General features: G+C 38.4%; 11 protein-coding genes. 6 read left to right on the top strand and 5 right to left on the bottom strand.

The annotated features are described in order from the left end of the window. Positions 1–23: 23 nt before the first annotated feature. Positions 24–1,469, bottom strand: coding sequence for an efflux RND transporter periplasmic adaptor subunit (locus tag AC2SLN_RS06330; protein WP_486549331.1), 1,446 nt, complete (start codon positions 1,467–1,469; stop codon positions 24–26). A gap of 356 nt (positions 1,470–1,825) precedes the next feature. Beyond that, positions 1,826–2,860, bottom strand: coding sequence for a polyprenyl synthetase family protein (locus AC2SLN_RS06325; RefSeq protein ID WP_486549332.1), 1,035 nt, complete (start codon positions 2,858–2,860; stop codon positions 1,826–1,828). A 626-nt stretch (positions 2,861–3,486) separates the two neighbouring features. Between AC2SLN_RS06325 and rplU the strand changes: the two genes are divergently transcribed. The 3 genes from rplU (at position 3,487) to lolA (ending at position 5,416) form a co-directional block, all read left to right on the top strand. Continuing rightward, positions 3,487–3,798 (top strand): 50S ribosomal protein L21, encoded by a 312-nt coding sequence (rplU, locus tag AC2SLN_RS06320; RefSeq protein WP_486529866.1) that lies wholly within the window; start codon positions 3,487–3,489, stop codon positions 3,796–3,798. A gap of 123 nt (positions 3,799–3,921) precedes the next feature. Then, positions 3,922–4,179 (top strand): 50S ribosomal protein L27, encoded by a 258-nt coding sequence (gene rpmA / locus AC2SLN_RS06315; protein WP_486529867.1) that lies wholly within the window; start codon positions 3,922–3,924, stop codon positions 4,177–4,179. Between the two features lie 514 nt (positions 4,180–4,693). Further along, complete coding sequence (lolA, locus tag AC2SLN_RS06310) at positions 4,694–5,416, top strand: outer membrane lipoprotein periplasmic chaperone LolA (protein WP_486549333.1); 723 nt, start codon at positions 4,694–4,696, stop codon at positions 5,414–5,416. Positions 5,417–5,855: 439 nt separating this feature from the next. On the opposite strand, the gene queE is transcribed toward lolA, so the two are convergent. The 3 genes from queE to AC2SLN_RS06295 form a co-directional block, all read right to left on the bottom strand. Next, a complete protein-coding gene (gene queE, locus AC2SLN_RS06305; RefSeq protein ID WP_486549334.1) occupies positions 5,856–6,605 on the bottom strand; it encodes a 7-carboxy-7-deazaguanine synthase QueE in 750 nt (249 codons plus the stop codon). A 159-nt stretch (positions 6,606–6,764) separates the two neighbouring features. After that, positions 6,765–7,586 (bottom strand): 2,3,4,5-tetrahydropyridine-2,6-dicarboxylate N-succinyltransferase, encoded by an 822-nt coding sequence (gene dapD, locus AC2SLN_RS06300; RefSeq protein WP_486549335.1) that lies wholly within the window; start codon positions 7,584–7,586, stop codon positions 6,765–6,767. Positions 7,587–7,803: 217 nt separating this feature from the next. Continuing rightward, positions 7,804–8,733, bottom strand: coding sequence for an alpha/beta fold hydrolase (locus AC2SLN_RS06295; RefSeq protein ID WP_486549336.1), 930 nt, complete (start codon positions 8,731–8,733; stop codon positions 7,804–7,806). Positions 8,734–9,126: 393 nt separating this feature from the next. Here AC2SLN_RS06295 and AC2SLN_RS06290 point away from each other — a divergent pair, with 393 nt between their 5' ends. From AC2SLN_RS06290 to AC2SLN_RS06280, 3 genes are read left to right on the top strand one after another with little or no spacing between them, the layout of a single operon-like run. Next, positions 9,127–10,092: a TAXI family TRAP transporter solute-binding subunit gene (locus tag AC2SLN_RS06290; protein WP_486549366.1), complete on the top strand. Its 966-nt coding sequence runs from the start codon at positions 9,127–9,129 to the stop codon at positions 10,090–10,092. 15 nt (positions 10,093–10,107) lie between these two features. Next, positions 10,108–10,653, top strand: coding sequence for a DUF1850 domain-containing protein (locus AC2SLN_RS06285; protein WP_486549337.1), 546 nt, complete (start codon positions 10,108–10,110; stop codon positions 10,651–10,653). 22 nt (positions 10,654–10,675) lie between these two features. Beyond that, complete coding sequence (locus tag AC2SLN_RS06280; protein ID WP_486549367.1) at positions 10,676–12,685, top strand: TRAP transporter permease; 2,010 nt, start codon at positions 10,676–10,678, stop codon at positions 12,683–12,685. Positions 12,686–12,963 lie beyond the last annotated feature (278 nt).

Genomic DNA, 12,963 nt, shown 5'->3' with positions numbered 1-12,963 from the left:
TTCCTAGTCTGCCTATTTTTGGATTAGTTTTCAGACTCTGTGTTGCGTCCGTTTCCCTTTTGACCAGTTTTAGCGTTAGGCGCTACAGGACCTACGGATTTATCTGAACCGGGGTTGACTGGCCCTTGATCCTGTCCAGAATTTGGCGCAACCGGCCCCTGACCTAGTCTAGGGGCTTGAGATATTTCCGAATTTTCGGTAGAGGATAATTTGAAGGGTTTGGTAACCACTTCTTGTTTAGGCTTCACTTTAGACCCGCCAATAACCACCAAGTTTTCACCCGCTTTTAAACCCTCAGTCACAATCCATTTCCCTTTATAGGTACCGTTTACAGAGACTGGGCGGATTTGAGCCTTATTATTAGCATCAACAATATACACTTGTGTATCGCCCTTCGGGGTTCGAATTAGGGCACTTTGAGGGATTAAAACGGCATTATTTATTAGCCCTTGTGTCATACGGGCTGTAACAAACATACCAGGGATTAAAATATAATTATCATTTTTAAAGACTGCCCGTAAAGTAACTGAGCCTGAATCTTTATCAACCTTAGCTTCCGCTAATGATAACTGTCCACGAATAGGATAGGTTGAGCCATCTTCCAAAACAAGTTCAACAGCGCTGCTTCCAGGTTTTAAAGCACCGCTGGCTTGCTGTTTCTTAAGCTTAAGCAGATCTGATGAGGATTGACTAATGTCAACATATATCGGATCTAGTTTAGAAATGGTGACTAAAGGATTGGCTTGATTAGCATTGACTAAAGCACCTGCGGTTACGGCAGAGCGGTCTGTTTTTCCAGCAATAGGCGCGCGAATAATAGTACGGTTTAGATTTAACTCACTTCCTGACAGTTGCGCTTTTGCCGTATTAACCGCCGCTTCTGAGCTGGCGATATTCGCTTTTGCTTGGTCAACAGCGGCTTGGGCGCTGGCATATGCGGCTTGGGCCGTTTTATAATGAGTTAAAGCTTGGTCATATTGTTGCTGTGAGATAGCTTTTATATCAACCAATGGTTCAAGTCGTTTTAAATCAGTTTGTGCTTGTTCGAGTTGGGCTTGTTGAGAAGCTTGATTGGCAAGCGCATTATTATAAGCCGCTTTAGCCGTATTAACGTTTGCATTCGCTTGCTGCACAGCAGCAGTGTTAGCGGCTTGAGCCGACTGATAATTTTCAACACTTAATTTATATAAAGGTTGCCCCTTGCTGACCATACTGCCTTCACGGTATAAAATTTCATCAACTATCCCCGTTACCTGCGGGCGTACCTCGGCTTCCTCATAGACCACTGTACGACCAGAAAATTCGTGTATTAATGGCACAGTTTCAAACTGGACAGGGACTACATTTACCGTTACTTTTGGCATCTGTTGCTGAGCAGTGGTAGATTCATTGTTTCTATTATCACAGCTAACGAGACATAAGCCAGAAACTGCTAAACTTGCAGCTAAGAATAGGCGAGTTTGATACATAAGTTCTATCCTTTGATAATTCACTACACATTGTAGCAATGAAAGGTTATAAAATTTTAAGGAATTATTTAAAAATTGTAATGTTAGGTGTTAGCAAGGTAGAAATTTTAGACGCTGCAAAATTTGTATAAAAACTTTTAAAATTAGACGGATAGGTTAAATGAAAAGCCACAGATAAGTGGCTTTATAAATAAGATAAACAAAGAATGGATTACTTATACATGATCTAAGTCAGGTTAGAGTAATTGTTTTTAGCTTTTACATAAATCCACATCGCATTTAAAGCACGATGATAGCTATGTCATCTAGTAAATATCATATAATGAGGCATTATAAATCTTAATATGCTCAATAACTTACACAAGACGAGAGCTGGCAAGCTCAGTAAGTTGCCATAACCCATGACGATATTTATTCTCAGGTAATTGAGCTAAAGCTTGTTGCGCTAGACGGGTTTCCTCTATTGCACGATCTCTACAATAGTCCAAAGCCCCAGTTGATTTTACCAAATCGATAAGCTGTTTAGCATTATCTGCTTTGCCTGTTTGAACCGCAATTCTAAGGGTGTTATATTTTTCTTTATCAGATTCTTTTAAAATTCTAAGAGCGACTATAGTTGGTAATGTTGGCTTACCTTCTGCTAAATCATCTCCTAAGTTTTTACCCATGACATCACTGTCTCCACTATAATCAAGCACATCGTCAATAATTTGAAACGCATTACCAAAATGTTGTCCAAAATCCTTGAAGGGCTGCATAAACTCCGGTTTATTCTGCAAAATTGCCACACCACACGTTGCCATCATAAACAACCGTGATGTTTTACCATCTATAATACGCATATAATCATGTTCGGTAGCAGTAGGATTATGCTGATGTTGTAGCTGTAAAACTTCGCCTTCAGCAATATCACAAGTACCGTCAGAAAATAGCTTTAATAATGGAAGGCTCTGAAAATCGACTAATAAATTGAAAGAACGTGCAATTAAATAGTCTCCAACTAATACTGCGGTAGGATTATCCCACGCAGCATTCGCGGTTGGTTTACCACGGCGTAGACCTGATTCATCGATCACATCATCATGCACTAATGTGGCTGTATGTAGCATCTCAGTAATTGCCGCTAAGTGCATAGCTTCATTCGATGGGCTATCATGGCATAGGCGAGAGCATAAAAGTGTTATCAAAGGTCGCATGCGTTTGCCGCCTGCATTGATAACGTGTTGAGACACACTCATTACTAATTGCACTTTCGAGTTTAAACTGCCAAAAACTTGCTTATCCATAATGGCGAAGTCATTGGCAACAATTTTTTGAATGTCTTTATAACTGAGTGATGAATGAAAGGATGGAGATGTGTCAGTTACGGGGTTTGATTTTATAAGGGTCATAGTTAGTCAACTGCAGCAAAAATAATATAATAAACAGTAATAAACAGTAATAAACAGTAATAAACAGTAAAATAATAGTAAATGTATTAAAAACTAAAGCTATAAACATATAAGAGTTTCAATAGCAAAACATAGCCTGCCAACTGATTTATAAAAATTATTTATATAAACTCATTACCGACAATCGGAAAACATGACTAATAAAATTTTGCATCATTTTGCATCTAGATATTGGCAAATGTCAAAATTTTATGTAATAACTCTAAACTATTGTAATTTAAATCTTCACGACTCACACTCTGATCATGTGAGTTACTGGGTAAGATTATAGCGTTTGAATGCTCTACTGCCAGTTAAAGTTTTAAATAATTTTAAAAGCATCATAGCATAGGCTTAAATTTCAATCATTACTTGCATTTTAAATCATTAATGCGTAGAATTCTGTCTTCATATTTCAAGCTTATATAACTTGTTTGGTTTAGCATAAAGCGAGCCTTTGAGTATATGAGCTATTTTTCTGTAACTTTCCCTGTCGTGTTCGTAAGTCAGGCAAAAGCTGAAGCGTTATTAATCATTTTTATCAATGTATTAATAGCCACGGCACACGGGTTAAACGGAGTCATAAGATGTACGCAGTTATTAAAAGTGGTGGTAAACAACATCGTGTAAGCGTTGATGAGCTACTGAAAGTTGAGCTTCTTAAAGCTGAGAAAGGCGAAACAATCAAAATTGACGATGTATTAATGGTTGTTGATGGCGAAGATTATAAAATTGGTCAGCCAGTTGTTGAAGGCGCTAGTGTTGAAGCTGAAGTAGTAGAGCACGGACGTGGTAAAAAGATCCGTATCGTTAAGCACAAACGTCGTAAGCATTATCATAAAGAGCAAGGTCACCGTCAGTGGTATACGCTTCTTAAGATTAAAGCAATTAACGCTTAATAATCAGTTTTCATCGTTATCGATCGATATTTTATTTAGCGTTATAGCATTACAAATTAAGCGGTTAGTAAAATATCAATATCGTTTTAAAGTTTATAATTTAGTCTCACAAGGAGATTTCTCATGGCACATAAAAAAGCCGCTGGTTCCACTCGTAACGGTCGTGACTCTAACCCAAAAATGCTTGGTGTAAAAGTATTTGGTGGTCAAGAAGTTGTTGCTGGTAACATCATTGTACGTCAACGTGGTACTGAATTCCATGCTGGCGCAGGTGTTGGCATGGGTCGTGACCACACTTTATTTGCTCTAAATGATGGTGTTGTTAAGTTTGCTACTAAAGGTAAATTTAATCGTCGTTATGTTATGATTGAAAATGCATAAAAGTGTTGGTGTTATTTACGAATCTAATTATTTATAACGCTGGTAGATAATTCCAGTTTATGATTAATAAAAGCTCTGTATCCTTAAAGGTTGCAGGGCTTTTTTGTATGCCTGTATAAGTGAATGATGATTATGACAAGCCATTATTTTAACCAAAAATTACCAGCACATAATTACTATAAGAGGTTTCAAAGAAAAGATGGTCACTAAGTCAAAGGTTATAACCTCAATATTCAAGGTTATAGGGGCAAATAGACAAGTCATAAGTTACAAAGTTTCTATAAATAAATGCCGAATTAAGATACAGTAACAAGCGAGAAGTTTTATTTGCATTTATCATCTAGTCACGTAATAAAAAAACTGGCACTATGCTTACAAGTTAAACACAGAGATGCATAGCTTAATTTATGTAGCTTATATTTAATAAATGTTTAAGAGTATTGATTCTAGTTTATAGATAGATATCAGTTTATATTTATCTCATTTGATAATCTTAGTTTTAAAGGATGGTGTAATGAATACTAACATTAAATTTATAAATACACAGGCATCAACAAGCCTTACTAAAAAGTTGATGAGCTCCGCTCTAGCAGGTGCTATTCTTCTTGGGGCTCCTACATTAGCGGTTAGTCAAGCAGCTCAAGCAGCCGAGGCATCAGATAATTTAACAGCCGCAAAAAGATTAAATCAACTGCTGGTAAATACCAAAAGTATGACAGCCAATTTTAAACAAACGACTAAGGGAGCGAGTAGTACTAAGGGCGGGATAAGCGCCCAAAATGGTACGTTTTCAGGTACGATGAGTTTAAAGCGTCCAAATAATTTCCGCTGGAATATTACCTCACCTTCAGAGCAGCTGATTGTAACCAATGGTAGCCATCTATGGGTATATGATAAAGATTTAGAGCAAGTGACGCGTCAAAACACAGACAATCAAGTCGGCAATACGCCAGCTTTATTGCTGTCTGGCGATCCTAGTAAAATCTCTAAAAACTTTAAAGTTACCCAGCCAAATGGTAATAAAAACTACTATGTACTTTATCCAAAGTCTAGTAATGCTAATTTTAAAAACCTAGCGATTAGTTTTAGTGGAGGTAAGCCTGTCATGATGGTACTCAATGACTCATTGGGTCAAGTCACATCGATTAAATTTACTAATGTAAAGATGAATCCTTCAATTGCAAACAGTCAGTTCAACTTTAAAGCCCCAGCAGGTGTCGACGTAATTAACCAGTAATCGGCAACTATTGATTAGTCACTTAAATATTGGATTAGTAGGCTAAAATAACTAAAATAAAAAAGGGTATTACCCAACAATAGTGACCGTTACATTATTTGTTTTAAAATATAGTCAGCGAACTACTAAACGGTTACGGCGTTAACCTCGTTAAGCCTACTCCAGTAGTACTTGCACTCGGTTGCCTTGTAACCATTTTAGACTTCTTTGACTATAACTGTGCCGTCCTAAAAGAGATATTAAAAACGCCGAAGTAATTGCTTCGGCGTTTTTGATGGTTGTAATAATGAATGAATGGTTGTAATAATGATAAAGAAATAACGAGCAGGTAAAACACTAACAAGCAAAAGAACGAGTATAAGCATTACAATGACAAATTCTAGATAGTCTGAGATCAGCACCAATAAAACGTGCTGCTAATTTATTTTTTGCTAAGGTCTTATTTACCTTTGGCATCTGCCCAAATAATTTTGTGCAACTGTAGTTGTAATCTGACAGGCAATGCATCTTCTAAAATCCATTCAGCCAATTCCCGCGCTAACTTTGGTACTACCATATTAGACTTGAGATTCTCTACACTGTCAGTGCTATTGTCATAAACATTAAACATGGGTGAAAACCAAACTGTACCTACTTTTTTATCCAGTTCATACTCATTTAGTTTGCGCTTTGCCCAGTTATAGTCACTACGGTTCATAATCACAAATTTTAGTTGATCATGTTGAGTTAAGTAGTCTAGATTTGACCATAAGTTTTTGCCCTGTTCACCGCTACTCGGCGTCTTGATATCCATGACTTTGCTGACTGTATTTGGCACTTTCTCCACCGATAAAGCCCCTGCAGTTTCTAGTGATATTTCATAATCTTCGTCTAATAGCCGGTTAATAAGGGCATGACAATTAGGCTGAGCCAAAGGTTCACCGCCTGTTACACAAACACGTTTACAAGGATATTGCGAAATATCTGCCATGATATTATCCAATGACATGCGATTGCCCCCAGTAAAAGAGTAGGTGGTATCACAATAGACACATCTCAGTGGACAGCCTGTTAATCTAACAAACACGGTCGGTAAACCAGAGGTTAGCGCTTCTCCTTGCAGGGAGTAAAATATCTCTGTTATCCGTAATCCAGATTCTGGATTGTTTACGGGAATATACTGGCTACGAAGCGGGCTGTTATTAGTCATGGTGCTCATACTTATTGAATGATAATGAGGGGTTTTTTCTGATCATAAGAGTCTAAAGAGCATACCTTAAAGATTAAAGCCTAAAGAGAAAGGTGCTTAGAATGATCTAAGCACCTTTTTATCATTTTAGTTGCCACATTTAGTAATTCAATAATGATATTAGGCCAAACGTAGCAAGTCATTGATGCTGGTTTTTGAACGAGTTTGTGCATCTACTTTTTTAACGATAACAGCACAATATAAGCTGTGCGTGCCATCTTTAGAGGGTAAGCTACCTGATACCACAACAGACCCAGCTGGAATACGACCATAAGTAATTTCGCCAGTTTCACGGTCTAAAATTTTCGTTGATTGACCGATATAAACCCCCATTGAAATGACTGAACCTTCTTCAACAATCACGCCTTCTACAATTTCAGAGCGTGCACCGATGAAGCAATTGTCTTCTATGATGGTTGGGTTGGCTTGTAATGGCTCTAAGACACCGCCAATGCCGACACCACCTGATAAGTGTACGTTTTTACCTATTTGAGCACATGATCCTACCGTTGCCCAAGTATCAACCATTGTGCCTTCGTCAACATAGGCACCAATATTGGTGTAGCTAGGCATTAATACAACACCTTTAGCGATAAATGAGCCACGACGTGCCACCGCAGGGGGTACCACTCGAACGCCCGCTTTAGCAAATTGAGTATCAGTCCAGTTTGCAAATTTAGTAGGAACTTTGTCATAAAACTGTAGGTGTGCGCCAGTTTGCATTGGGTAATTATCATTTAAACGGAATGACAGTAATACTGCTTTTTTAGCCCACTGATTAACAATCCATTTACCGTCTTTTTTCTCTGCGACACGAAGGCTACCATTATCAAGTTGTTCCAATACGCTGTTTACTGCATCTTTAACATCTTGGGGCATTGTGCTTGGGCTATATTCAGCACGTTTTTCAAAAGCTTGTTCAATAATTGTTTCTAATGACATACTGGTTTCCAAATTAATCAAATGGGTTGACTGGTAATGGTAGATGAAAGTCTGCCTATTACTGCTATATTGTCTCTAATTTAAATGGCTTTAGCAAATATTTGAACCTATTAATGCTTTAAACATCGGTATTTAACGGTATTTAACTTTTAGATGTGGTTGAATTATTAATTAATTTTTTTAAAATGGCTATAAAAGTAGTTAAGATAAAATAGTACTACAGCGATAAGTGACTGGTTTGCTCTATCCAGTTAAGCAGGTCATCATAAACCAATTGTTTATTTTTTTCATGGAGTGGCTCATGGCGCATCTCAGGATATAAACGCTGGTCAATGTGGGTAAATCCTTTTGTTTTTAAACGTTTTGTTAGCTTGCGAATACCTTTACCCATATTACCTAAAGGATCGTCTTCTCCACTAATAAAGAGCATAGGAAATTCAGGTTCAATCATCTCTGCCCAATCCTTTGCAAGGCCAATATTCATTAGATTAAATAATGCCCAATAACCATTGTTTGTAAAGTCAAATCCGCATAAAGCATCTGATTCATAGGCTTTTATGCTATCAATATTATGACATAACCAAGCAAATTTAGACGATGATGTCTTATCTTTGACTTTGCGGTTCATCATTTTATTCGTCGTAATGGCATAAAGCTTATTACGTTGTTTTGGCTTGATTTTATTTAAAGCTTTGGTAATGGGAAGCATCTGTTTAATCAATGGCTCAGTATCACTAGTACCCATCAGTATGGCACCTGCAAACTCACTATAATGAACCTGTAAAACATTGCGCACAATAAATGAACCCATAGAATGACCCATGATAAACTGCGGAAGGTTAGGGTATTTTTGCTTTAAGATATTGCTCATATGAACCACATCTCTTAATAACAATTGCATGGCATGTTTTTTTGCAAAATAACCCAGTTCGTCTGCATGGTTTATTGTTCGTCCATGACCCAGTTGATCATAAATTAATACCGCAACGCCATGTTCCGCTAAAAAAGTAGCAAACTCATCATAGCGACCACTATGTTCAGCCATGCCATGAACGATCAATAATGATGCTTTTATATCATTTTTGGGTTCATAAATCGTGTGATGTAGCGTATGTATCTCATCAGAGGAAAGAATTGTTTTAGCCATAACGATCCTATTTAAGCCATTTATTAATAATGTGAATAAATTTAGATAATAATTTTAAAGATAATTTTGACAATGCTTTTTTTAATAATACTGACGCCTGTTATCACACTGTTGTTTTTAATAATACCACCCCTTGTCATTTATTCATCAGGGTAGTTAACTGTCCTTGATAGTAGGGAAGAAACAGCCTATATTGTTTGTATTGATTTTGTAAGTATTTTTAGGTATCTTGCTGTTGAGTAATATATTATTACAAAAGTGTAATAAATCATGTCATCATTATGCTGAGTACTTAATTTAACGAACTTTTGAAGGATCTTTATAATGTCTGTTAGCGTAAAGTTTAACCCCTCTAAATCTAATCTAATCATCCCCATTTTGCTGAGTGCTACGATGGGTTTGAGTGCCTGTTCACAAAGTCCTGAAGAAACATCATCGGCCAGTAGTGAGGTAGATTCTCAAGCGGCAACCGCTGCTGATGCTTTAGAAACTAAGTTCGCTACATTAGCAACAGGCGGTGCGTCAGGCCCTTATAATATCATTGGAACGTCGTTAACAGAAGTATATAACCAGACTTATGGTGTGAACTCTAAAACACAAACCACAGGTGCCTCTGTCGAAAATATGAACTTGATTAATCAAGGCAAAGTAGAGATGGCTTTTGCTATGAGCGATGTGGTTAATGACGCTGTACTGGGGCAAAACAACTTCTCCGCACCTATTACAAAAGTTCAGCAAATTGCTGCGTTATATCCCAACTACGTGCAAATTGTCACTTCGAAGTCATCAGGGATTAAGAATTTTGAAGATTTAAAAGGTAAGCGTATTGCCGTGGGCGCTCAAAACTCTGGTGTTGAAGTGAATGCCCGTAACCTGTTGAAAGGTTTTGGTATGACCTACGATGACGTGAACGTTGACTATTTGGGTTATGCAGAAGCAGCTGATGCGCTTAAATCTGGTAAGCTCGATGCGGCATTTTTGACCAGTGGATTACCAAATTCATCTTTAATGGAGCTTGAACAAGGTTTTGATCTGCAACTGGTCAGTATCGATCCTGCTAAAGTAGCTGAAATTGCTAAAGATCAAACGTACTTTACTGCGAAAGAAATACCTGCTGGCACGTATGGCAATGAAGAAGCCATTCCTACTGCTGCTATTATGAATGCTTTTGTGGTTAGCTCTGATTTATCTGAAGAGGATGTTTATAAATTAACCAAAACATTTTTCGATAGCTTGGATAAGCTAAAAACCGCGCATCAAGCAGCCGCAGGGATTAGTCTCGAAACGGCTCAGCAAGGTTTGGTAGCCCCAATTCACCCAGGTGCCAAAAAATATTATGACGAACAAGCTGCTAAATAACAGTGTCATTGCATAATGTCTACTATAAATAAAGATCAGCCAGAGCGTCAGCGCTCTACTGGTCTTTTTTTTGGTATTAGCATCGCTGTAATGTTCATATTGATAGGGGCGGCTGTTAAAGCGTTATTTTATACGCCCTATCCAGTTATTTTGGTGGAGTTTGCGCAAAAAAAATGTTTTATTGAACAAGGGTTTGATCTAAAGTGGCAACATTCGGTTGAAAAACAATGGTGGATTGAGTCTTATGAGATTGAGGGCGAACAATTGTTATTGACTGATGCTTATTTACAAACTTTTGGAGCAGGAACGCCCTCCACAGAAACGCTAAGCACGACCAGCCAAAAATATCCAAACTATGTGCACTATCGTATGAATTTACGTCTACCGCACTTAAATTGGATGATATCTCCCAGTATTAAAGCACAAATTATTACCAAAAAGCATCATCTACCTATTTACCAATGGGTAGAGGGTTATACCAATATTTATATTTCTGCAAATACGCAAAATTTTTGGACTATTTTACGACAGGATTCATGCAATGAGTACAGCCCACCCTAAGCCTAATGAGTTATCGTCGGTTATGTCAAAACCGTTAGAGACGGACATCCCCTCAGCTGAAAAACAACAGGAAATACTGGAGAAATTTGACCGTGAATCACTGACTCGAAAGTTAAAGAATAAGCATATAGGCTGGGTTATATCTGCTATTGCCATTGCGTATGCTATCTTTCATCTTTATATAACATTTAATCCCATGCCAGCTTTGTTGCAACGTGCTATTCACGTTGGGGTAGGGTTTGCACTCATATTTGTTATTTATCCCGCCACTAAAAAATCTGCTCGGTTTAAAGTGGCTTGGTATGACTGGATATGGTTTTTATTATCATTATCTGGTGTGGGGTATTTGATTTTGGAGTATCAAAATATTGTCACAGTGCGTGGCGGTATTCCTAATCAGCTCGATATTCTCTTCTCAGTTATTACTGTATTATGTGTTCTAGAAGGTACAAGGCGTATTACGGGCTTTATTCTCCCCTTATTTGCACTTTTGTTTCTTGCCTATCCTTTTGTTAGCCATTTAGGTTTTATGCCAGACAGGCTTTTGACCAGACCTTATGACATGGGTGATATCTTTGGACAATTATATCTAAAAACGGAAGGGCTATACTCAACAGCCATTGGTGCCTCCGTTACCTTTATCTTCCTATTTATTTTATTCGGCGCATTTTTATCTCGCTCAGGTATGGGGCAGTTGTTCAATGATTTAGCGTTAGCTCTTGCAGGGCATAAGCAGGGAGGTCCTGCTAAAGTTGCGGTTATATCTAGTGGTTTTATGGGTAGTATCAATGGGGCAGCAGTTGCTAACGTGGTTGGCACAGGTGCTTTTACCATTCCTCTTATGAAAAAAGTGGGCTATCACAAAAACTTTGCGGGAGCAGTTGAGGCAAGTGCGTCAGTAGGTGGACAGGTATTGCCGCCTATTATGGGGGCGAGTGCCTTTATCATGGCGGAAACGACAGGGGTTAAATATAGTACGATTGCTTTAGCAGCGTTACTGCCAGCGGTGCTCTATTATCTAGGTGTTATCGCTCAAGTCCATTTTAGAGCGGGTCGCCGTGATTTAAAAGGCATTGCGAAAGAGAGTCTGCCTCGTTTAAAAGATGTGATGAAAGCACGTGGACACATGCTATTACCCATTGTATTTTTGGTATTTTTGTTAGCCAAGTCAGTGCCAGTAGGTTTTGCAGCCGCTTATACCATAGGGTTTACTGTGGTTATGAGTATGCTTAAAAAAGAAACTCGTATGGACTTTAGAGATGTCCTTGGGGCTTTAGAGGATGGTACACGGCAGTCTTTAGCGGTTATGGCGGCTTGTGCGGTCGTCGGTATTATAATCGGGGTCGTCAGCTTAACCAGCTTTGGGACGGTAATGACATCTTCCATTGTGACCCTTGGCGCAGGGTCATTGTTCTTAACCTTGATTTTGACCATGCTGGCATCTATGGTATTGGGTATGGGTCTGCCATCTATTCCTGCTTATATTATCACGGCAACCATGGCAGCGCCTGCATTGGCTGGGTTTGATATTCCTATTTTATCGGCTCATATGTTTGTATTTTATTTTGGTATCTTTGCCAACATTACACCACCTGTGTGCTTGGCAGCGTTTGCTGGCGCAGGTATTGCGGGCGGTGATCCGATGAAAACTGGCTTTCAATCACTAAGATTGGCGCTGGCAGGCTTCATTGTGCCGTTTATGTTTATTTATAATCCAACCATGTTGATGATTGATCCAGTTGGGCTAGCGGTAACCGCAAAAGAGTTTCCATTACCACCTATAATTGAGATAGTGACGGTGGTATTTACTTCGGTAACAGGGGTAATTGGCTTAAGTGCGGCCGTAGAGGGGTATTTCAAAGGGCCTATGAATATGGTCACGAGAATTATACTGGCAGTCGGGGCTTTACTACTGATTTATCCTGAGGTAATGACGGATATTATTGGTGGTATTATTGTTGTGGGTATTGTTATCTTAAATATTAATGCCAACAAGGATAAGCGTAAACCCGTACAAGTAACGACTATATAGTCTAACCAAAACTAATAGTCTAACTAATATTAATAGTCTGAACAAAAGCAACCTAAACAAAACCTAGCTAATCCTGTATTCCCAAATCAAAAAAGAGGTCTAATTAATTTAGACCTCTTTTTTGTGGGTTACAATCTAATTTATAAGCTGTTTAAAACTTGCATTTGAACGTCAATGCTAAAAGCGGTTTAGCCTAGATTGAAGCGGATATACTTGGCAAAGAACTGAGCAGAGACGCTTGCTTTAATCCGTTCTCGCGAAGCAGGAACGGGATAATG

The organism is Psychrobacter sp. CX90 (assembly GCF_057396305.2).
The sequence above is the reverse complement of the archived record's forward strand: the minus strand, read 5'-3'. Positions and strand labels throughout refer to the sequence as shown.